This window comes from Vibrio sp. Vb0304 (assembly GCF_033338995.1).
Taxonomy (GTDB): domain Bacteria; phylum Pseudomonadota; class Gammaproteobacteria; order Enterobacterales; family Vibrionaceae; genus Vibrio; species Vibrio alginolyticus.
The window spans coordinates 165,633-186,893 of the sequence record NZ_JAWOTT010000003.1 but is presented as its reverse complement, the minus strand read 5'-3'; the positions used below and the strand labels follow the sequence as shown (position 1 = coordinate 186,893).

Here is a 21,261-nt window from a genome sequence, read left to right as displayed (position 1 = left end):
TTCGCTTGACTCCCCGAGTATGACTCATTCAAGCGAGTACCAAATCCAAGCTATAACGATATGGAGAACAACAAATGGCTGGTGTTTTGGGAATGATTCTTGCTGGCGGTGAAGGCTCTCGTTTGAGACCTTTAACGGAATCTCGCAGTAAACCTTCGGTACCGTTTGGTGGTAGTTATCGATTGATCGATTTTGCTCTAAACAATTTTGTTAATGCGGACCTGATGCGCATTTACGTCCTAACCCAATTTAAATCTCAATCTTTATTCCATCACTTAAAAAAGGGGTGGAACATCAACGGCATTACAGACCGCTTTATCGATCCTATTCCCGCTCAAATGCGTACTGGTAAACGTTGGTACGAAGGGACGGCGGACGCGATCTATCAAAACCTGCGTTTTATGGAGTTAGAGGAACCAGAGCAAGTTTGTATTTTTGGCTCTGACCATATCTATAAGATGGATATCAAACAAATGCTGAACTTCCACTCAGAAAAGCAGGCTTCTCTGACGGTATCTGCATTGCGCATGCCACTAAAAGAGGCGTCGCAATTTGGGGTTATCGAAGTGGATAGTGAAGGCCGTATGATTGGCTTTGAAGAAAAACCAGCAAATCCGAAGTCGATTCCTGGTGACCTGGATTACGCTTTAGTTTCAATGGGTAACTATGTTTTTGAAGCTCAGGTACTGTTCTCAGAGTTGGTCGAAGATGCGGATAATGAAGCTTCATCACATGATTTTGGAAAGGACATCATTCCAAAGATGTTCCCTAGAGGTGATGTGTTCGTGTATGACTTCAGTACCAACAAAATCAGTGGCGAAAAAGAAGAGGTGTACTGGCGTGATGTCGGAACTATTGATGCGTACTGGCAAGCGCATATGGATCTGCTAGAAAAAGATGCACCATTTTCGCTGTACAACCGTAAATGGCCATTGCATACCTACTACCCACCATTGCCACCTGCGACATTTACCGACTCTGATAATGGTCGTGTGCAGATAATCGATAGTTTAGTGTGTAATGGCAGCTATGTTAGAGGCTCAAGAATCGAAAAGTCGGTGCTTGGTTTTCGCAGTAATATTGCTTCTGCTTGCGATATCAGCGAATGTATACTTCTTGGTGACGTAAAAATTGGCGAAGGATGTGTTTTACGTCGTGTGATTGTCGACAAGGATGCCGATATTGCTCCTGGTACTCAGATTGGTGTGAATCTTCAAGAAGATAAAAAACACTTCCACGTGTCTGAGGAGGGCATTGTTGTTATTCCGAAAGGAGCTCGAGTTGGCTACTAACAACTTATCTATTCTGTTTGTAGCTTCTGAGGTTGAAGGCCTCATTAAAAGTGGTGGCTTGGCAGATGTTGCCAAGGCACTACCGGAAGCCCTTCAAAACCTACAGCAAGACGTAAGAATTACCATCCCTGCGTACAGCAGTATTGATAAACTCGCAGACGCAGAAGTTGTATTAGAAACAGAATTAACATCATGGCCGCATACGGAGTATCGAGTTTTGCGGCTCATGTTAGGTCAAAATCCTGTTTACCTGATTGATTGTCCGCCGTATTTCAATCGACCATCAATGTATGCGGAGAACAACCAAGCGTATACTGATAACGGCGAGCGCTTTGCGTTTTTTAGTGCAGCATGTCTCGATATGTTACCCAAGCTCGCCTTTCAACCTAATATCATACACGCGAACGATTGGCACACAGGTCTTGTTCCATTTTTGCTCAAGCACAGGTATGGCAATGATCCGTTTTTTGCTCATACTAAAAGCGTCATTTCAATTCACAATGCGGTCTTTAAAGGCGTATTTAGTTATGAAGACGTGCAGTGTTTGCCAGAGTTTCATTATAGAAACGTTCCCGATGCTGCGGTGAGTGCAACGCATATTACGATGCTTAAAGCTGGTGTAATGAATGCAGATAAGATAAACGCGGTTAGCCCTACGTACGCAGAGGAACTAAAAACAGAGCTTGGCAGTCATGGAATGGCTTGGGAGTTTCAGCAACGCGCGCAGGACTTAGTTGGTATTTTGAACGGTTGTGATTACAACGCTTGGAATCCGGAAACTGATACCTACTTGCCGGTTAATTACTGCGCCGACCAGCAAAGTATGTCGCAAGGGAAGAAAGCTTGTAAAAAAGCATTACAACAACGACTAAATTTGCCCGAAAAAAATGTAGCTATGTTCGGTATGGTTTGTCGGTTGACCCAGCAGAAAGGCGTTCATTACTTGTTGCCTGCTTTGGCCGATTTTTTGAAGCACGATGTTCAGCTAGTTGTCGTTGGGACCGGAGACCCTGTTCTTGCCGCTCACTTACGAGAGGTTGCCGCGCGGTTTTCTAGCAAATTTGCCTTTGTAGAAGCGTATGACAATGAACTTGCGCATATCGTTGAAGCTGGTTCTGATTTCTTCTTGATGCCTTCTGAGTTTGAACCATGTGGCTTAAACCAAATCTATAGTATGGCTTATGGGACATTACCGATAGTACGCGGTGTTGGTGGCTTAAAGGACAGCGTTAGCGATTATGATGTAAACCCATCTGAAGCAACGGGGTTTGTTTTTTTCGAACCGACACCGCAGGCATTGTTGTTAACGATGCTAAGGGCACTGTTGCTCTACGCTCAAAACGAGCCTGAAGTGAATAAAGTACAGTTGCACGCGATGCAACAAGACTTTTGTTGGCAAAAGGCCGCAGAATCTTATTTGCAGCTTTACCACTCAGCGTTAGTTTGACTTAAAATTGTAACGAAAGGCACCGAATGAGGTGCCTTTATTATCTTGAGTAAGGGGAGTGTGGTAGGATGGCTTTTTACTCAATAGCACGATCTTTTTGATACTCAATATGACCCAGCCGCTACTTTTTCATAAAACCTATTTGCACCCTACTAGTAATGAGTGGGTTGTATTTGTGCACGGTGCTGGTGGTAGCTCTTCTATCTGGTTCAAGCAAATTAAAGCTTACAAGCAACACTTTAACTTATTGCTGATCGATTTAAGAGGTCATGGAAAGTCAAATCAGTTACTTAAAGAGCTCATTGCTAGCCGTTATACCTTTACGGAAGTTACCCAAGATATTTTGAAAGTATTGGACCATTTAAAGATCCAATCCGCTCATTTTGTCGGTATGTCGCTTGGTACTATTATTGTTCGAAACCTTGCTGAATTGTCATCAGAGCGCGTACGTTCGATGGTGCTCGGTGGTGCTGTCACAAGGCTTAACACTCGTTCTCAGATATTGGTGAAATTAGGTAATTTTTGTAAGCATATCCTACCGTACATGTGGCTCTACAAACTGTTCGCTTATATTGTTATGCCTCAAAGAAGCCAACGAGAATCTCGCCACCTTTTTATTCGCGAAGCCAAGAAGCTTTGCCAAAAAGAATTTAAACGTTGGTTTATTCTTGCCGCTGATGTAAATCCGTTAATGAAATATTTTAAAGATCGAGAGTTACCCATTCCGACTCTTTACTTAATGGGCGACAGGGATTACATGTTTATTAAACCTGTCAAAGAAATGGTTGCAGCACATAAGCTCAGCATTCTACGAGAAATCCCGAATTGTGGTCATGTATGCAATGTAGAGCGTCCAGAAGACTTCAATCAACACTCCATCGAGTTTATTAAACAGCAAGCTGTATGTGCTTAAAACTGAGTGCATCCACTGAATAGGAGAGCCGCTATAGCTCTCCTAGTTGATATCCACATTGCCAACATGCACCAAATTGCCCTTCGTTTATTTCATGACATTTTGGGCATTGCCAATCTTGATACTCATGCCTATCGGATTGTTTTCGATATGCTTTTACTATTTCTTCAGCTTTCATCTTTTGTGCCGTGTCAAAAAGCCACACATAAGGATCGGTATCATCACCAAACGGCAGTTCTCCTTTTAAGCCGAAAATACCTTCTCCGCGAACTTCACAGTAAATTTGTTCCACTTTAAGCAGCTCACATACAATGTGTGCTTCTGCTGGGTTTTTAGCGATAAATATTTTCATCAAAATACCCACTTCACCAATTACGAGTTTTGCTGACTTGGTGTCGGCCTTACTTTATTCATAACCCATTTAGTGATGATTGGAAATAGTCCCAATAGCGCAAAAGACGCTAATACTGCGGGTGAAACAATGCCCGATAGGCTTTCAATTGTTGCTAATTGAGTACCTGCATTCAGATATACGGCTGTGCCTGGCAGCATACCTATTTGGCTAGTGAGATAAAATCGACCTACAGACATCGGTGTTAAGCCCATCAGTAAGTTGATTAGAAAGAGAGGGAATACAGGGATTAGACGCAAGGAAAATAGATAAAAAGCTCCGTCTTTTTCGACACCTTGATTAATTGCGTTGAGTTTATTTCCGAATTTGTTTTGTACCCAGTCACGCAATAAGTATCGGCTGCTCAAGAAGGCCAGTGTTGCCCCCATAGTGCTAGCGAAAGAAACCAGTAGCAAGCTTGTCCAAAAACCAAATAAGGCTGCACCAAGTAAGGTGACTACTGCCGCTCCTGGGATAGAAAAAGCGGTAATTGCAATGTAGGTAAAAAAGTAAATCGCAGCCGAGAATACAAAATTCTGATCGATGTATGTAGTTAGTGCTTCTTGTTGGGCTTTTGCATTCTCTAAGGTTAAATACTGGCCAAAGTTAATACCTAAAAAGACGATAGCCGCTAGTAGGATGAGACCTAATATCAGTTTCTTATTCATAATTTTGATTCCAATTTGGGATATATGTAATAAGACAGTAGGAAAACCGAAAAAATTTCACAAAAAAACCGCAGATTAGACTGCGGTTTTACAAGATAGTTTTTAGGCCGACTTTTATTGGAGGCCGTTCATCAACTCATCTCGGCGAGCTTGAGGTACCACACTCCAATGAGTGCCGTTGATAGCACCTTCTAGTGCCCATAGCAACTCAATGTTGACGGTTGCAGAGTGCGTATCTCTTATCGCTTTATAGGCGTTAAGCGCACCTTCCTCTTCAAGCTTCTCTACGGATTCGATGCCGGCTTTTTTTAGCATGCGCTCGGTAGCCAGTCGTAAGTTAGGCAAATCTTTCAAACGGTTAGGCTTTGTACTTGCTTGCTGTTCTTTCTCAAGCTTTGCCTTTTTCAATGATTGATTCGCTACTTCGATTAAGCGTTCGCTTGATTCCCATAAATCGCTGGAAATAGCGTAGTACTTTGTAACGACTGGAAAGCCACGTTTTTTATAAACGTAAGGCTTTAGCCCTTGTTTCTCGAAGTCAGATGAAGTTTTTTGGTCTGCTCTGATATGAAGCTGATTGTTTACCACTAGTGCAAACATTGTTTCATCAGCGAATAGTCCGAAGCCACCAAACATTGAGCGCGACTTGATATTACCAAGTGCCTCAAATAGCTTCATAGAGTCTTTGAGTATCGGTTTATCCATGTTTTGTTATCTCGGTGTAATTAATATTACGCCACCAAAAGTCAGGTCCGAGAGAGTAGCAAACATGCGTAAAAACAATGTCATTACAGAGTAAAGTCATTGCTTACACACTTGCCATCGGTAACCCCGCTACCTTCCATATCGTAATATGGTTCAGGCCGGAGGCTTTGCGTCCCACTCTTTCGAATGGTTTGCCCTGTGCGTGACACAATGAGCATACTTCTTATATTGAATTAACATCACGGTTTAGCGTTAAAAGTGTGATTTCGGTTCAATAAAAATGATAGATTGAATGCTCTATTTTGCATATGGAAAGGTGCAAATTGGCCTTTGAAAAGGAGTTCTTAATATATATTACATTTATATAAAACAGGGAGTTAACGTTAGTCAATTGTTATTAGAGTGGTGTGAAGTATTAGAGAATGCTTAATTTTTCCAAAAAAATAAGCGCCCCTGTAGAGCGCTTATTTAACACGGTTAAATACAGTGAAATTTAGTTCATTTTTTTCACAGTATTTCGAATTACAAGCTCAGGTTGCATTTCGAAAATTCGTTTTTCGTGTTCTTTATCTTTGATACGCTCAAGTAGAATTTCGAATGCATTTTTACCAACACGACGTTTAGGTTGGTGGATAGTCGTTAGCGGTGGAGAGAAGTATTCCGCAAGCTCGATGTTGTCGTAGCCGATCACTGAAATATCTTCAGGAATTTTGATCCCGTTTTGTTGCAAGCGGCTCATTAGGCCTAGAGCCATTGTGTCGTTAAAACAGAATACCGCCGTCGGGCGCTTGTCCATTGCGGTAATTTTATCTGCAACTAATACGGCCGTATCACATTCAAAGTTACCTTCAAGGATCCAGTCTTCATTTACAGCTAGGTTCGCTTCGCTCATTGCGCGACGGAAACCTGCAATGCGCTCTTGGCAAGCAAGCTTTTCAAAATGACCGCTTAGACAAGCGATATCCGTATGACCATTGTCAATCAGATGTTTGGTTGCAATGTAGCCACCTTCTTCTGAGTTATCCATGATCTTGTCTGCTTGTGAGCTCTCTGGGCCCCAATCCATGACCACTTTAGGAATGTCCGCATGACGGTCAAGCATCTCTTTTAGTTCTTCGGTTAAGTCAGAACACATCACTAGGATGCCATCAACGCGCTTTTCAGCCAGCATACGAATGTAATCGCGTTGTTTTTCGTAAATCCCGCCTGTGTTACATAAAATCAGAGTATAGCCTTGGCGGTAACAGTAGCTCTCAACGCCATCAATCACTTCTGAGAAAAATAGGTTAGTTGATTGAGTTACTAACATGCCAATCGTACGAGTTGAGTTGCATTTTAGGCTGCGTGCAACGGCACTTGGCGCGTAATTCAGCTCGTCAACGGCTTTCATTACTTTTTCTTGCGTTGCTTCTGCAACGAAACGCGTTTTATTGATAACGTGCGAAACTGTCGTAGTGGAAACGCCGGCTAAGCGAGCAACGTCTTTTATCGTGGCCATAAATGGTGTCCTGTATCGAGCTACTGAAATATGTCGTATTGGATGTACCTGATGCTCTAATGGTTTCACACCTAGCAATATAAAATTGGCGCTAAGTGTCTCGGCAGCGGTTGATCCAAGTGCGACAAAAGGGTACGTAGCAGCATCGGTCGATGAATTTTATCTTTTTTCTATCTGATGAGAAATTGCCATCAACCTGTTAAGAAAACACAAAAACCGCTATATTTCAGCGGTTTACATATAAATCATATTTAATCGTTTGCGCTCACATTTTAGCCCTATGTGGACTGACTAGCAATGTTTTCAGCAAGAGATTTGTGTATTTGAAGTCACATTTTGACTGCTAAATAACCAAGCGTCTTTGCGCTAAGTTAAGGCAAACGAATATTATACCCAAGTTACTTACAATTGGTCACTTTCAGGCATACAGGAAGCCCGATAGGCAGGCTCCCTAAAAATAGGCGGCAATTATTCACCAAGAAGGTAGGCGCTGTCTAGTTTACAAAATGCAACTAATAGTTTCGCGACACTCAAGTAAAATCCAAATTCGTCGAATTTTTTACATTTGTCTGAAAACTGAGGTAACCAAGACATCAATTGTTGCTGGATAAAGTCGTTTTGTTTAACGAAGGCTTCTTCCATGTGTTTTTCTTGTTCAAGCTCGTTTGAGCGGATAATCATGTTCCCGAGAAAGTCGAGCTCAACGGCTAAGTGATCCGCAGGTTCCTTTAGGTTTTCGTCTACTTGAACGCCAAATTCAGCCATCAACTTTTCCATTTCCTCAGCTGGCTTGTCATTCAGTAAACCTGATTCACCAATGTACATGGATGCGTAAGGAAGAGCGCCGTATTTTTCTGTCTTCAAAAACAGTTCACAAAAGTCAGCTGCAAGCTCTAGTTGTGCATCTTCACGATCTTGTAACCGATTCAATGCATCAACTAGGCTATCAACAGCTGGTTTCAGCGACTCATTTTCACCTAAACCTGCGAGAAAACTGCGAATTTCAACACTGTGATAGGCTTCCAATTCTTTCTCTGTTAGTTCTTTTGCGAACAAGCTCGAAAACCACCAGTAAATTTCAGCGCGTTTTTCATTAAAAGCTTTCACTTCTTGCATTTTGGGCTCCTGAATGATGCTTCAAGTCATGCATCACAAAGTCAATTAGGGATATCCCCTAAGTGTAATCAATTAAAATGAATAGCAGTAACTATAATTGTTATGTTTTATGGTCAAAAATGACCGTTTATTAATAGCAATGGGCAAGCTTGTTTTGAATCAATAAAAACGCTAAATCTTGCGTTTTAATGTATCTATGACTAGAAATGTTACTAGTTATGAATAGAATACGTCTTGGATAATAAGAAGACAGAAAAGTGGTGTAAATGAGCTATCACGTATTAGTCGTAGAAGATGATGTTGTAACTCGTAGTAAGCTTGCGGGATATTTCCAAAATGAGGGCTACCAAGTCAGCGAAGCAGAGAGTGGCGCAGAAATGCGTGAAGTTTTGCAAGCGGGCGATGTAGACCTGATCATGCTGGATATTAACCTGCCTGGTGAAGACGGCCTGATGCTTACTCGTGAGTTACGTAGCCAATCGGATATTGGTATCATATTAGTAACAGGACGCACGGATAGCATTGATAAAATCGTAGGCCTAGAAATGGGTGCTGACGATTATGTGACAAAACCTTTTGAACTGAGAGAGCTGTTAGTTCGCGTTAAAAACTTGCTGTGGCGTATTTCAGCGGCGCGCAGTGGCAGCTCGAAAGCGAATGAAACCAGTGAAGAGCACATTGTGCGCTTTGGGGAGTGGACATTCGACATTCAACGTCGCGCACTTAGCCGCAACGGTGAGCCAGTAAAACTAACTAAAGCAGAGTATGAACTTTTGGTGGCATTATCGTCTTATCCTAACCAGGTGTTAAGTCGTGAGCGTATTTTGAACATGATCAGCCATCGAGTGGATGCGCCGAATGACCGCACCATTGATGTTCTTATTCGACGTATGCGCGCAAAAATGGAGTTCGATCCTAAGAACCCACAGATTTTTGTAACGGTACACGGCGAAGGCTATATGTTTGCTGGTGACTAGTTGGAACATAACTCAATCGTAAAAAGAAAAAGGAGAGCTTCGGCTCTCCTTTTTTGTGGCTTCAAGATAATACTAGTTTGCTTCAACCATTGGTGTTTGGCCGACAGTATCACGCAACCTTTGCCAAATACTGCCCAAGTACTCATGCCAATAAAGCTCTGTTTGTTCTAAGTAACGCGCTTTAGGTGAGTATTTATCCCAAGGTTGACTTATCTCGCTAATAGCTAAGAAGTTGGTCGGGGCTGGGATTGGTTTAATGCCTGCTGCGTTGAACTCATACAATGCACGGCTCATGTGACTCGCAGAAGTGACTAACACAATCTCCTTTTGTTGAACGAATGCAGCCGCTTGACGCGCCTCTTCCCATGTATCTTTCGCATCTTCTAATAAAATGATATCGGATTTCGCGACTCCCAACGCAAGGGCAACGTTCGCCATCATTCGCGCGTGGCTAATTTCAGATCCGCCAGCATAGCCGGATAAGATTAATTTCGCGCCTGGATACATTCTTAAAATACGAATGCCCTCAGTTAAGCGCATTAATGCTGCACGGCTTAACTGCGAGGTGGGTGGAATTTCGTCATCGATAACATGACCATTCCCTAAAACCATCACGTAGTCGATGGTGCCAGAAACTGGCAAAAAGGCTTTATGCTCTCGCTCTAACGGCATAAGAAGCTTGGTTGAAACAGGTTGGAAGGCAACAAGAAAAATGCCAACAAAAGAGAATAGAACAACGAAGCAGCCAGTTTTACGTTTTGTAGTAAAACTAATGAGAGCAAGACCCAACAAGCCTATCAGCAGCAATGCCGGAAGGGGCATAAGCATGGCTGACACTACTTTTTTCAGCTCAAACATACATAAATAGTCCGAAAAAACATCAATTGATAATAAAAATGAGGGTATCCCTCTTTATTCCTGCTTTCCTTGTGCCAGAATAGCGGCACAATCCGTTATGATAACTCAGCAGAAGTGACAGAAGACCGCAATTTCGACGATATCGCCCACAAATTTGCAAAAAATATTTACGGCTCCGATAAAGGGGAGATCCGCCAAATCATTGTGTGGGAAGATTTTCTACAGATTCTAAGTGAATTAGATGCTGACCAGCAACCCCTAGAAGTGTTGGACGCTGGTGGTGGTTTGGCACAAATGTCGCAAAAGCTTGCTAAGCTCGGACATCGAATCGCTTTATGTGATCTATCTTCGGAAATGCTGCAGTTGGCTAAGCAGGATATTGAAAAAAACGGTTTGCTTGAGCAGTATCGCCTGATTCATTCGCCTGTCCAATCCATCGGTGAACATATGGATGGACAGGTCGATCTGGTTATGTTCCACGCTGTGATGGAGTGGCTGGTTGATCCTAAGGCCGCACTTGAAACAGTTCTTGAACAAGTAAAACCGGGAGGTATCGCATCAGTCATGTTCTACAACCACCACGGTTTAGTCTATAAAAACGTGGTTTGTGGCAACATTCCTCATATATTAGACGGCATGCCTCACCGAAAAAGATTTAAACTACAGCCGCAAAAAGGCTTAAAACCTGAAGAAGTCTACCAGTGGATAGAAAATTCAGGTTTTAATATTTGTGGCAAATCTGGTATTCGCTCATTTAGTGATTACATAGGCAACATGGAATACATGGGTGATTACGAGTTTGAAGATGTGTTGGCGCTAGAAAAACAACTTTGTCGACAAGAGCCATACCTCTCATTAGGCCGCTACATTCATGTGTGGGCTAAAAAGAACGATAAACAGGAATAACAATGAGTGAGATGACTCTCAATGCTGCAGAGCAACCAATCGATGAGCTGGTTGGCTGGGTTAAGCAGCACGATTTCTCGTTGAACCTGACCACAGAGCGATTGGCATTTTTGATAGCCATTGCCGTACTGAGTAATGAAAGGTTCGATGAAGAACTGGGTGAAGGTGAACTGCATGATGCATTTGCCATCGTCACTCGACTATTTGATGAGACCGGCGAAGCCTCCGCTTTTCGTGCGAACAATGCGATCAACGAGATGGTTAAGCAGCGTCTTATGAGCCGTTTTGTCAGTGAGATTACTGACGGAGCGAGCATTTACCGCTTGTCGCCATTAGCGATAGGAATAACCGACTACTACGTGCGTCATCGTGAGTTCTCAAAACTGCGTCTATCTATCCAGCTATCCATGGTAGCGGATGAAATGGCGAAAGCAATTGAGGCAGCACAAAAAGGTGGCACACCGGGTCACTGGAAGAAAAACGTATACGGTGTTTTAAAATATTCTGTAGGCGAAATCTTCGATCAAATTGATCTCAACCAACGTGTTATGGATGAGCAGCAACAGTCAGTGAAACAACAGATTGCTGACCTGCTTAACAAAGACTGGCGTGAAGCGATCAACAACTGTGAAGCACTTCTGTCAGAAACATCAAGCACGTTGCGTGAACTTCAAGATACGCTGCAAGCCGCCAGTGATGAACTGCAAACTCAGATCCTCGATATTCAAGAAATTGTTTACGGTGACCCTGAGCTGGAGTTTATCGAAGAAGCCTTGTTTGGTCTGCAAATGAAACTAGACCGAATCACAAGCTGGGGCCAGCAAGCGATCGACCTTTGGATTGGTTATGACCGACACGTGCATAAGTTTATTCGTACTGCAATCGATATGGATAAGAACCGTGCGTTTAGCTCGCGTCTGCGTCAATCCGTCAAAGATTACTTCGATGCGCCTTGGTATCTGACTTATGCAGATGCGGAGAGGCTTTCTGACCTTCGTGATGAGGCCCTAGTACTGCGTGATGACGAGGTAACGGGTCAAGTTCCGATGGAAGTAGAATACGAAGAGTTTCAACAAGTCAATGATGAGCTGTCTGAACGAATTGGTGACATGCTAAAAGCGCATAAAGATCAAGGCACACCAATCGACTTGAGTGTGGTACTGCGAGATTACCTTGCACAGCACCCTTACACTCATCATTTTGATTTAGCTCGCATTATCGTCGATCAAGCTGTACGTCTAGGGTATTCAGAATCGGATTACCAAGCGATTCAACCAGACTGGAAAGCAATCAACGAATTTGGGGCAAAGGTACAAGCGAATGTCATCGACCGATACTAATGAATACATGTCAGAGAATCTGGCAAAAGCAATTTCTAACCCTCTGTTCCCAGCGCTAGACAGCATGCTTCGAGCAGGGCGTCATATCTCAAGTGAAGATCTAGACAATCACGCGTTGTTGTCGGATTTCGAACTTGAGCTTTCTTCTTTCTACCAACGCTACAACACCGAATTGGTGAAAGCGCCAGAAGGTTTCTTCTACCTTCGTCCTCGTTCAACGTCTCTGATTGGCCGTAGTGTTCTTTCTGAACTGGATATGCTGGTGGGGAAGGTACTGTGTTTCCTTTACCTAAGCCCAGAGCGTCTTGCGCACGAAGGCATCTTTACTAACCAAGAGCTGTACGACGAACTGCTTGCTCTAGCAGACGAAAACAAGCTGATGAAGCTAGTGACGAACCGTGCGACTGGTTCTGACCTTGATAAAGAAAAGCTGTTTGAAAAAGTACGTACGTCACTTCGTCGTTTGCGTCGCCTAGGCATGATCATCAACATCGGTGAAACCGGTAAATTCAGCATCAGTGAAGCGGTATTCCGCTTTGGTGCCGATGTACGTATTGGCGATGACATGCGTGAAGCGCAGCTGCGTCTAATCCGTGATGGTGAAGCAGTAGTGCACACCAAAGAGCCAAGCCAAGGCAGCTTATTGTCTGAAGAAGATCAAGACGACCAAGCCCAAGAAGAAACAACAGAAGAGGGTGAAGCATGAGCATGATTGAACGCGGTAAATACCAATCGCTGACCATGGTCAACTGGAACGGCTTCTTTGCCCGTACGTTTGACATCGATGGTCTGGTCACCACGCTATCAGGTGGTAACGGTGCAGGTAAATCAACCACAATGGCGGCGTTCATCACCGCATTGATTCCTGACCAAACGCTGCTGCACTTCCGTAACACGACAGAAGCGGGCAGCAGCCAATCGTCTCGCGACAAAGGTTTGTACGGTAAGCTACAGCCGGGCGCATGTTATGCGGCGCTAGACGTGGTGAACTCACGTAACCAACGCCTATTGTTTGCAGTAAAACTACAGCAAGTTGCGGGTCGTGATAAGAAAGTAGACATCAAACCGTTTGTGATCCAAGGTCTTCCAAGCCATGTGAAACCAACGGATATCTTGGTTGAAAGCGTATCTGCGACTCAAGCTCGTGTACGTCAAATCAACGAAGTAAAAGAATCGATCGCGGAATTTGAAGGCGTTCAGTTCAAAGCGTTCTCTTCTATCGTGGATTACCACGCGCAAATGTTTGAATTCGGTGTGATTCCGAAGAAACTGCGTAACTCTGGTGACCGTTCTAAATTCTACCGCCTGATCGAAGCATCGCTTTACGGTGGTATCTCAAGTGCGATTACCCGTTCGCTACGTGACTACCTTCTGCCACAAAACGGCGGCGTGAAGAAAGCGTTCCAAGATATGGAATCGGCGCTGCGTGAAAACCGCATGACGCTAGAAGCGATCAAAACCACGCAAGCAGACCGTGACTTGTTCAAACATTTGATTACAGAGTCGACCAACTACGTGGCAGCGGACTATATGCGCCATGCCAACGAGCGCCGTAAAAAACTAGAACAGACATTGTCTTTGCGTTCAGAGTTATTTGGTTCTCGCGAGACCTTGATTGAGCAAAACAATCTGCTTAACCGCGTTCAAGAAGAGCTGGAACTGCTGATCGAATCAGAATCTTCTTTAGAGCAAGACTACCAAGCGGCTTCTGATCACTTGCAACTGGTGCAAAACGCGCTGCGTCAGCAAGAGAAGATCGAACGCTACCAAGAAGATCTTGAAGAGCTGAGCGAGCGTCTTGAAGAACAAATGATGGTAGTGGAAGAAGCGCAAGAACGCGTGATGATGGCTGAAGAGCAAGCTACCGTTGCAGAAGAAGAGGTGGATAGCCTTAAGACGCAACTTGCTGATTACCAGCAAGCTCTTGACGTTCAGCAAACTCGCGCCCTTCAATATCAACAAGCAGTTCAAGCGCTGGAGAAAGCGAAGCAACTACTTGGCGATGACAGCCTAACGGCGGAATCGGCTCAAGCGCTTGTCTCTGAGCTTAAGAACAAAGAGTCAGAAAGCACCAATGCGTTGCTATCGGTTAAGCACAAACTGGACATGTCTTCTGCAGCGGCAGAGCAGTTTGAAACCGCGCTTAAACTGGTACAAAGCATTGTTGGTCAAGTTGAGCGCAAAGACGCGTCTGAACATGCGAAAACCGCAATTGCGAAAGCGCGTGAGTCACAACAAATTGCACAAAACGAACAACAATGGCGAGCACAACACCGTGATCTCGAACGCAGCCTTAACCAGCAGCGTCAAGCACGTGAACTGGTTGCTGAATACAAAAAGCAATATCACGTTGAACTAACCGATGAGGTTACGTTTGAACAAGAACGTGAACGTCATGCGACGCAAATCGAATCACTAGAGATAGCTCAAGAAGAAGTTCGTGATCAGCGTGGTGAACAGCGCCGTCTAGAGCAAAACGCGGTGGCAGAAATTAGTAAGCTTGAAGCAATAGCACCAGCTTGGATTGCGGCGAACGATGCGCTAGAGAAACTGAGAGAGCAGAGCGGTGAAGAGCTTGAGGATCGCCATGCGGTAATGAACCACATGCAAGTTGTCCTTGAACAAGAAAGGGAGCTGTCTTTAGCTAAAGATAAGCTTGCTGAGCGCCGTAGCCAGCTAGACGCTGAGATTGAGCGTCTTGCTTCTCCTGGTGGTTCAAATGACCCTCGCCTGAAAGGTTTGGCAGATACGCTGGGCGGTGTATTGCTGTCTGAGATCTACGATGACATCACGATTGATGACGCGCCTTACTTCAGTGCGATGTACGGTCCGGCTCGTCACGCTATCGTTGTTTCTGACTTGTCAGGCATCGAAGAAAAACTGGTAGAGCTAGACGACTGTCCAGAAGACTTGTACATCATTGAAGGTGACATCGATGCCTTTGATGACAGCTCGTTCGATGCAGAAGAGTTAGAGGGCGCGGTTTGCGTTCGTATGAACGATCGCCAAATGCGTTACTCTCGCTTGCCTGAGATCCCATTGTTTGGCCGTGCGGCACGTGAGCAGCGTCTAGAGTTGCTGCGTAACGAACGAGAAGAAGTGGTAGAGAAACACGCGAAAGCGGCGTTTGATTCTCAGAAAATGCAGCGCTTGTACCAAGCGTTTAACCTATTTGTGTCTAACCACATTCAGGTTGCTTTTGACGCCGATCCAGAACAAGCACTGGCAACTATTCGTGATAAGCGTAACCAAATTGCTCGCGTGTTGGCGGATCTGGATGCGAAAGAGCAACAACAACGTTCTCAGCTTCAAACCAGCAAGCAAGCGTTGTCTTCTCTGGACAAGCTAGCGTCACACATGGTGCTTGTTGAAGATGAGTCATTGCAAGCGCGTTTTGATGAGCTAGAAGAGAAAATCGCTCAGCTTGCAGAGGCAAAAAACTTCTTAAACAACCATGCAAAAGCCGTCACGCAATTAGAGAATATTGCGTCTGCGCTTGATGCTGACCCAGAGCAATTCGATGCACTAGAAGCAGAATACAAAGCGGCAGACGAGCGGCTACAAGATCTTAAGAAGCAAATCTTTGCACTCTCGGATCTCGTTGAACGTCGTCACTACTTCGCTTACTCAGATTCAGTAGACCTACTGAACAAGAGTAGCGAACTGAGTGAGCAGCTAAAAGCTAAACTGGTTCAAGCTGAACAAATGCGTACTCGCTCTCGTGAAGAGTTGAAGCAATCGCAAGGTCAAATGAACCAATACAACCAAGTATTGGCTTCTCTGAAGAGTTCACACCAAGCGAAACTGGAAACGGTTCAAGAGTTCAAACAAGAGCTTCAAGAGTTTGGCGTGAACGCTGACGAAGGTGCAGAAGAGCGCGCAATGCGTCGTCGTGACGAATTGCACGAGCGTCTACACACGTCTCGCAGCCGTAAGAGCGAATACGAGCGCACGATCACCTCTACTGAACTAGAGATGAAAGGCTTGGCAAAACGTCTGAAGAAAGTTCAGAAAGAATACGTTGAGCTGCGTACGTTCGTGGTTGCTGCGAAAGCTGGCTGGTGTTCAGTACTTCGTCTGGCGCGCGAGAACGATGTTGAGCGTCGTCTACACAAGCGTGAACTGGCTTACATGTCTGCGGATGAACTGCGTTCAATGTCGGATAAATCATTGGGTGCGCTGCGTCTAGCTGTTGCGAACAATGACGACCTGCGTGATGCGCTGCGTCTATCAGAAGACAATGCACGTCCAGAGCGTAAAGTTCTGTTCTACATTGCGGTTTACCAACATCTTCGTGAACGTATTCGTCAGGATATCATCCGTACTGATGATCCAGTAGAAGCGATCGAAGAGATGGAAGTCGAGCTGGCGCGTCTAACGGAAGAGCTAACGCAACGTGAAAACCGCTTAGCGATCAGCTCTGAGTCAGTAGCGAGCATCATCAAGAAGACGATTCAGCGTGAGCAAAACCGTATTCGTATGCTGAACCAAGGCCTGTCGAACATCTCGTTTGGTCAGGTGAAGGGCGTACGTCTAAACGTGAAGATCCGCGAAAGTCACGAAGTGCTACTGAACGGTCTAGCGACACAGCAAGAGCAGCACAAAGACCTGTTTGAATCGACTCGCTTTACTTTCTCCGAAGCAATGGCGAAGCTGTTCCAACGTGTGAACCCACATATTGATATGGGTCAACGTTCTCCTCAGGTTCTGGGTGAAGAGCTACTGGATTACCGTAACTACCTAGAGCTAAGTGTAGAAGTGAACCGTGGTACAGATGGTTGGCTACAGGCTGAGTCTGGCGCACTATCAACAGGTGAAGCGATCGGTACTGGTCAGTCAATCCTATTGATGGTGGTACAAAGCTGGGAAGAAGAGTCTCGTCGTCTACGCAGCAAAGACATTGTGCCTTGTCGTTTGCTTTTCTTGGATGAAGCAGCGCGTCTGGATGCGAAATCGATCGCGACATTGTTCGAATTGTGTGACCGTCTGGATATGCAGCTTCTTATCGCGGCGCCTGAAAACATCAGCCCAGAGAAAGGTACGACCTACAAACTGGTGCGTAAGGTGTTTAAAGATCACGAACACGTACACGTGGTTGGTCTGCGTGGTTTTGGTCAAACGGATAAGCCTAAGACTGAAGCACAAGAGATGATTGAAGAGTTTGAATCGTAAACTTCGAATCTAACAAAACGCCCGCAATGAACGCGGGCGTTTTTGTATCTGTTTGCGAGGCAGGCTTCGAACAACATAAGACAAGCCGAGACTGTAGGACGGCAGTCTCGGCTTATTAGCGGAACTTAATGAGGAAGCTACGTTTATTCCTCTGGAATATCGTCCCTGACTTCGATCATTTCAGCAAGCTCTTCAAGTGCTTGGACAGAAAGCTCAGACAAGCGTTGTAGGTGTTGGTCTAAGCTCTCTTGTTCTTCAAGCTCTGGTTCATCATTATTTGTTTCTTTTATTAGCATTTCTCAACCTCTCAAGTTGAGTAAGGGGAGCTCTCATCATACTCAAAAGGCAAAGTAGAAAAGAAACGATCTATGTTGATTTTGTTAGCTCGATCATTGATTCAACTTATATATGAGAAGGATGTGTTTAATAAGGAGAGCAAGTGCAAGGTTTTTGGATGCGGGAACAAAAACGCCAGTAATCATGACAATTACTGGCGAGTAATAACGAACATTATGTCGAAGGGTTAGAACAACGGCTTCACACCGAACTGCTCTGCCGCGTAAGCGACGCGTTCAATCGGTTTTGGATACTCAGCAGGTGTGCCAAGGCTCTCTATGTGTTTCAAACGAGGAAGCAAGCCTGCACCATTAGCGATTTGGATTGCCAGACCAGGGCGAGCGTTAAGCTCTAAAACCATAGGCCCTTCATCTTTATCCAGCACCATATCCGTACCCATGTATCCCAAACCTGTCATTTCCCAGGCACTTGACGCAAGCTCCAGCAAGCGCTCCCAATGCGGTACTTGAAGGGTCGAAAGGTCTTTACCTGTATCAGGGTGATGAGTCACTGGATGATCGAACTGCACCGCTCTGACGGCTTTACCTGTCGCGATGTCAATGCCTACTCCTACCGCACCTTGGTGAAGGTTTGCTTTGCCGTCGGAAGCCGCTGTAGAACAGCGCATCATCGCCATAACTGGATAACCTTTAAATACGATGATCCGAACATCTGGTACGCCTTCATAACTGAAGCCATCAAAACAGTCATCAAACTTGATTAAGTTTTCAACCACAGCAACGTCATTTTTACCACCAAGAGAGAAAAGGCCAGCAAGCGCATTACTAATGTGACGCTCGACCTCATCCCTACCAATTGTAGAGCCGGAGGGTTTGGTATATACCCCGTTTTTGTGAGACGTAACAACCAGAATGCCTTTACCGCCACTACCTTGTGCAGGTTTGATTACAAAACCAGGCCAGTTCTCAACCATTTTGTGGATAGTCTTAACTTCAGCTTGGTTATGAATGACACCGATCAGGGCAGGAACTGTTGCTCCTGCTGCCTGTGCAATAATTTTGGTCTTTAGCTTGTCATCGACAAGTGGGTATTTAGAACGATCATTGTAACGGCCAATATAGCTGTGGTTACGCTTGTTCATCCCCATAATGCCTTTATGGCGAAGCTTAGACGGCGAAGTAAAACTTTCGAACATCGTTTAGTCCTCCGCTAGTGGTTTGAAGCGTCGTAGCTCAGTGAGGCGGTAACCTGTGTAAGTACCTAGTAATAGAATACCGGCCAGAACAATCAACTGTAGACCAATGAAGTTAAAGGTTAAGTGTTGAATGTATGAGTTCGTCATTGCAAGGTAAACTAATACCGCTGTCAGCAATGAACCACCACCTTGCAGAGCAACTTCCTTCGCACCTTCTTCTTCCCATAGGATTGACATACGTTCAATCGTCCAAGACAAGATGATCATAGGGAAGAAGGTAATTGTTAGGCCTTCTGTTAAGCCCATTTTAAACGCAACAACGGTGAACACCGAGATGATCATAATAACGGTAATAATGACCGCAGATATCCTTGCTACCAGCAATAAGTTCAACCTAGACAAATAGCTTCGAATAATCAGGCCTGTACCTACAATTAGCAAGAAACCGACAATACCCGTTAATAGTTGAGTTTGAACAAAAGCAACGGCAATCAACACAGGCATAAAGGTACCGGATGTTTTCAGGCCGATAATCACACGCAAGAACACAACGATCAGAGCACCAATAGGGATGAGCATGATGGTTTTGAACATCGCTTGCTCTTCCAAAGGTAGGCTATGAATTGAAATATTCAGTAATCCATCTGCTTCTATTTTGTTGTTTGTAGCTTGTTGTGGTGTCATTTCTTGCTTAATCATCGAGAAATGCACTTGGCTATTTTTACCACCAACAAGGTCAAGTAAGGATACGTTTGATTCATCCCACACTAACAAGTTGGGTTTCACTGCTTTTTGTTCGGATTTTGGCGAAAACAGTACCCAATCTTTACCTGACCAAACCTGAACCATTGGTTGAATTGTTTGGCGTCGACGACCATCTTCTAGTTCGATAACACCGACGGTTTTGCTCTGTATACCTGCGGTAAGCAAAATGTTATGCAGTGCATCAGTACGGCTGAAATCGTTCAGTAGTAGCGACGAGTTTTGGCTATCAGGGTCATTAAGCGCTTTGATAAGCTCACGAGTAAACGTCACATTATCGGCTGAGCGACTCATCGCACGTTCGATAAGGGCATTTGCCGCTGCTGCTTGTGGCGCTGAAAGCGTTGGTGGCGTAATGTCTTCCGTTGGCGGTAAAGGAGTGACTTTAGCCTGAGGGTCTACTAAGAACTGGGCTTTGTAGTATATGGTTTGTGGCCCTTGAGCTTGGCGAATTGACCATTCTGCACGACGGCCTGAATCGTCATTGATGTAGGAAACGCCATAACCTGATGAGGAAGCAGATTCACCGATAAGTGTGTAACCACTTTGTGTATGAGGTGCTGCAAGTGACGCTTTTACTTCGTTGCCGTTAGCATTGAACTCAATACGAGCTTCTACATCCCATACCTGGCGAGTTTCGCCTGGCGTCCAAGGCACGCCGTAGTTTTCATGTCTGAAAACACTCAGAGCAATGCCCGCAATCACCAATAAGATGATAGAAAGGTAAAACGGTATTTTTGACGTCATAATCTACCTTATTATTTTTTATCTTCGTCCGTTTGGATATAGGTACGACTTACATCGACAAGTGCTATGTCGCGCATAAATTCTCTACCCAGTAAAATAGGATGGTTCATATGTGAGCGATCTGCCAACGTAAATTGCGCTTTTTCATGAATTTTTCCAACGCGCACCCAAAGTTCTACCACAGCGCGGCGTTCTAACTCTTCACTGGTAACCTGGCGGATTTTGACGTAGCGAATGACAGGAGCTTCGATCCAAGTACTTTTCTCTTCTTCGGATTTACTGGTGTCTGCTAAGTGGAATCGGACCCATTTTTTACCATTTCTTTCGAACTCTTCAATATCAACGGCATTTAAAGACGACGTCGCGGCACCAGTGTCGATACGTGCATCAAAAGTTTGCTTAATCGACTCTACAGTGACCTTTTCGATAGAGCCAAGGACAATATCGTGAGTTGGGGTTGGTTCCACAGGAGCGGGAGATTGGACAATAATCGGCTCTTTCGGTTTTTTTACTTCTGCCATTGCTTCATCGCGAAATGTAAGAAGTTCAACCTGTAGTTTATCGACTTGTTCTTCAAGGCTGTCGATATAGTCCGATTGGTTGCTGAGCTGAAGCTCTAGGTTGGTAATGCGATTATTGACATTCGCTTCTGAATTTTGAATCGCCGCTAACGTTTCTTGGTGGTACTGTTCGCCTTTGGTTAGTGAGCATCCAGATAGTAAGGCGATGGCAACAATCGGGGTCAATCGTAATAACATTGAAAACCTTGGGATTGGATTAAGTTGTTTATTTTTTAGGAGTTTAGCTTATATCGATAAAGCCTCACAAGTAAGAATGTTTCTCTATTACTTATTGTTTGAGGAATAGTGATGAAAAGCCAAAAATCAAGGACATAAAAGCGCATCCTTATTTAGAGCGTGCTCATATTTTGACGTGAAAAATGGATTCAAAAAACAAACTCGCTCATTACGAGGAAA

General features: G+C 44.5%; 18 protein-coding genes and 1 riboswitch. Of the genes, 8 read left to right on the top strand and 10 right to left on the bottom strand.

Going from position 1 to position 21,261, the window contains the following annotated elements; translation table 11 throughout:
• Positions 1-74: 74 nt before the first annotated feature.
• From glgC to R7P35_RS07680, 3 genes are all read left to right on the top strand, one after another.
• Positions 75-1,292, top strand: coding sequence for a glucose-1-phosphate adenylyltransferase (gene glgC, locus R7P35_RS07690; protein WP_213904747.1), 1,218 nt, complete (start codon positions 75-77; stop codon positions 1,290-1,292).
• The gene (glgA, locus tag R7P35_RS07685) at positions 1,282-2,739 is read left to right on the top strand and encodes a glycogen synthase GlgA (RefSeq protein WP_213904746.1); all 1,458 of its coding nucleotides are present in this window, start codon (positions 1,282-1,284) and stop codon (positions 2,737-2,739) included. The genes glgC and glgA overlap by 11 nt, the downstream gene beginning before the upstream one ends.
• Positions 2,740-2,848: 109 nt before the next feature.
• Positions 2,849-3,652, top strand: a complete 804-nt coding sequence (locus tag R7P35_RS07680) for an alpha/beta fold hydrolase (RefSeq protein WP_017820032.1) — start codon at positions 2,849-2,851, stop codon at positions 3,650-3,652.
• Positions 3,653-3,683: 31 nt separating this feature from the next.
• Here the strand turns inward: R7P35_RS07680 and R7P35_RS07675 are convergent, their stop codons facing one another.
• The 5 genes from R7P35_RS07675 to torD form a co-directional block, all read right to left on the bottom strand.
• Positions 3,684-4,004 (bottom strand): DUF2007 domain-containing protein, encoded by a 321-nt coding sequence (locus R7P35_RS07675; RefSeq protein WP_017820033.1) that lies wholly within the window; start codon positions 4,002-4,004, stop codon positions 3,684-3,686.
• Between the two features lie 20 nt (positions 4,005-4,024).
• Complete coding sequence (locus R7P35_RS07670; RefSeq protein ID WP_318091938.1) at positions 4,025-4,711, bottom strand: TVP38/TMEM64 family protein; 687 nt, start codon at positions 4,709-4,711, stop codon at positions 4,025-4,027.
• A 114-nt stretch (positions 4,712-4,825) separates the two neighbouring features.
• The gene (locus R7P35_RS07665) at positions 4,826-5,416 is read right to left on the bottom strand and encodes a TfoX/Sxy family DNA transformation protein (protein WP_005378367.1); all 591 of its coding nucleotides are present in this window, start codon (positions 5,414-5,416) and stop codon (positions 4,826-4,828) included.
• Positions 5,417-5,532: 116 nt separating this feature from the next.
• Positions 5,533-5,622: riboswitch (cyclic di-GMP riboswitch) on the bottom strand.
• Positions 5,623-5,909: 287 nt separating this feature from the next.
• Positions 5,910-6,914 carry an HTH-type transcriptional repressor PurR gene (gene purR, locus R7P35_RS07660; protein WP_005378368.1) on the bottom strand — a complete coding sequence of 335 codons (1,005 nt, stop codon included), beginning with the start codon at positions 6,912-6,914 and terminating at the stop codon, positions 5,910-5,912.
• Positions 6,915-7,382: 468 nt separating this feature from the next.
• A complete protein-coding gene (gene torD, locus R7P35_RS07655) occupies positions 7,383-8,030 on the bottom strand; it encodes a molecular chaperone TorD (protein WP_054576380.1) in 648 nt (215 codons plus the stop codon).
• Between the two features lie 266 nt (positions 8,031-8,296).
• On the opposite strand from torD, the gene torR reads away from it, so the two are divergent.
• A complete protein-coding gene (gene torR, locus R7P35_RS07650) occupies positions 8,297-9,007 on the top strand; it encodes a two-component system response regulator TorR (protein ID WP_005378370.1) in 711 nt (236 codons plus the stop codon).
• Positions 9,008-9,079: 72 nt separating this feature from the next.
• Here torR and elyC read toward each other — a convergent pair whose 3' ends face one another.
• Positions 9,080-9,865, bottom strand: a complete 786-nt coding sequence (gene elyC, locus R7P35_RS07645) for an envelope biogenesis factor ElyC (RefSeq protein WP_005387893.1) — start codon at positions 9,863-9,865, stop codon at positions 9,080-9,082.
• Between the two features lie 114 nt (positions 9,866-9,979).
• On the opposite strand from elyC, the gene cmoM reads away from it, so the two are divergent.
• The 4 genes from cmoM to mukB are packed head-to-tail and all read left to right on the top strand — an operon-like array spanning position 9,980 to position 17,283.
• On the top strand, positions 9,980-10,771 hold the full coding sequence (gene cmoM, locus R7P35_RS07640) for a tRNA uridine 5-oxyacetic acid(34) methyltransferase CmoM (RefSeq protein ID WP_025766915.1): 792 nt from the start codon (positions 9,980-9,982) through the stop codon (positions 10,769-10,771).
• Between the two features lie 2 nt (positions 10,772-10,773).
• Positions 10,774-12,111: a chromosome partition protein MukF gene (mukF, locus tag R7P35_RS07635; RefSeq protein ID WP_017634722.1), complete on the top strand. Its 1,338-nt coding sequence runs from the start codon at positions 10,774-10,776 to the stop codon at positions 12,109-12,111.
• Positions 12,092-12,817 carry a chromosome partition protein MukE gene (gene mukE / locus R7P35_RS07630; RefSeq protein ID WP_005378379.1) on the top strand — a complete coding sequence of 242 codons (726 nt, stop codon included), beginning with the start codon at positions 12,092-12,094 and terminating at the stop codon, positions 12,815-12,817. Before mukF ends, mukE begins: the two co-directional genes overlap by 20 nt.
• Positions 12,818-12,819: 2 nt before the next feature.
• Positions 12,820-17,283: a chromosome partition protein MukB gene (gene mukB / locus R7P35_RS07625; RefSeq protein WP_044129446.1), complete on the top strand. Its 4,464-nt coding sequence runs from the start codon at positions 12,820-12,822 to the stop codon at positions 17,281-17,283.
• A gap of 143 nt (positions 17,284-17,426) precedes the next feature.
• Here mukB and R7P35_RS07620 read toward each other — a convergent pair whose 3' ends face one another.
• The 4 genes from R7P35_RS07620 to R7P35_RS07605 all read right to left on the bottom strand — a co-directional run bounded on the left by R7P35_RS07620 (position 17,427) and on the right by R7P35_RS07605 (position 21,042).
• Complete coding sequence (locus tag R7P35_RS07620; protein WP_005378381.1) at positions 17,427-17,579, bottom strand: hypothetical protein; 153 nt, start codon at positions 17,577-17,579, stop codon at positions 17,427-17,429.
• A 227-nt stretch (positions 17,580-17,806) separates the two neighbouring features.
• Positions 17,807-18,775, bottom strand: coding sequence for an alpha-L-glutamate ligase-like protein (locus R7P35_RS07615; protein ID WP_005378387.1), 969 nt, complete (start codon positions 18,773-18,775; stop codon positions 17,807-17,809).
• A 3-nt stretch (positions 18,776-18,778) separates the two neighbouring features.
• Positions 18,779-20,284 (bottom strand): inactive transglutaminase family protein, encoded by a 1,506-nt coding sequence (locus R7P35_RS07610; RefSeq protein WP_005378389.1) that lies wholly within the window; start codon positions 20,282-20,284, stop codon positions 18,779-18,781.
• 11 nt (positions 20,285-20,295) lie between these two features.
• On the bottom strand, positions 20,296-21,042 hold the full coding sequence (locus R7P35_RS07605; protein WP_005378391.1) for an ATP-dependent zinc protease: 747 nt from the start codon (positions 21,040-21,042) through the stop codon (positions 20,296-20,298).
• Between the last annotated feature and the right edge of the window lie 219 nt (positions 21,043-21,261).

Excerpts from the sequence above, each read along its gene's own strand:
- glgC (WP_213904747.1), top strand. The coding sequence starts at position 75 with ATGGCTGGTGTTTTGGGAATGATTCTTGCTGGCGGTGAAGGCTCTCGT.
- R7P35_RS07680 (WP_017820032.1), top strand. The coding sequence starts at position 2,849 with ATGACCCAGCCGCTACTTTTTCATAAAACCTATTTGCACCCTACTAGT.
- R7P35_RS07675 (WP_017820033.1), bottom strand. The coding sequence starts at position 4,004 with ATGAAAATATTTATCGCTAAAAACCCAGCAGAAGCACACATTGTATGT.
- R7P35_RS07670 (WP_318091938.1), bottom strand. The coding sequence starts at position 4,711 with ATGAATAAGAAACTGATATTAGGTCTCATCCTACTAGCGGCTATCGTC.
- R7P35_RS07665 (WP_005378367.1), bottom strand. The coding sequence starts at position 5,416 with ATGGATAAACCGATACTCAAAGACTCTATGAAGCTATTTGAGGCACTT.
- purR (WP_005378368.1), bottom strand. The coding sequence starts at position 6,914 with ATGGCCACGATAAAAGACGTTGCTCGCTTAGCCGGCGTTTCCACTACG.
- torD (WP_054576380.1), bottom strand. The coding sequence starts at position 8,030 with ATGCAAGAAGTGAAAGCTTTTAATGAAAAACGCGCTGAAATTTACTGG.
- torR (WP_005378370.1), top strand. The coding sequence starts at position 8,297 with ATGAGCTATCACGTATTAGTCGTAGAAGATGATGTTGTAACTCGTAGT.
- elyC (WP_005387893.1), bottom strand. The coding sequence starts at position 9,865 with ATGTTTGAGCTGAAAAAAGTAGTGTCAGCCATGCTTATGCCCCTTCCG.
- mukF (WP_017634722.1), top strand. The coding sequence starts at position 10,774 with ATGAGTGAGATGACTCTCAATGCTGCAGAGCAACCAATCGATGAGCTG.
- mukE (WP_005378379.1), top strand. The coding sequence starts at position 12,092 with ATGTCATCGACCGATACTAATGAATACATGTCAGAGAATCTGGCAAAA.
- mukB (WP_044129446.1), top strand. The coding sequence starts at position 12,820 with ATGATTGAACGCGGTAAATACCAATCGCTGACCATGGTCAACTGGAAC.
- R7P35_RS07620 (WP_005378381.1), bottom strand. The coding sequence starts at position 17,579 with ATGCTAATAAAAGAAACAAATAATGATGAACCAGAGCTTGAAGAACAA.
- R7P35_RS07615 (WP_005378387.1), bottom strand. The coding sequence starts at position 18,775 with ATGTTCGAAAGTTTTACTTCGCCGTCTAAGCTTCGCCATAAAGGCATT.
- R7P35_RS07610 (WP_005378389.1), bottom strand. The coding sequence starts at position 20,284 with ATGACGTCAAAAATACCGTTTTACCTTTCTATCATCTTATTGGTGATT.
- R7P35_RS07605 (WP_005378391.1), bottom strand. The coding sequence starts at position 21,042 with ATGTTATTACGATTGACCCCGATTGTTGCCATCGCCTTACTATCTGGA.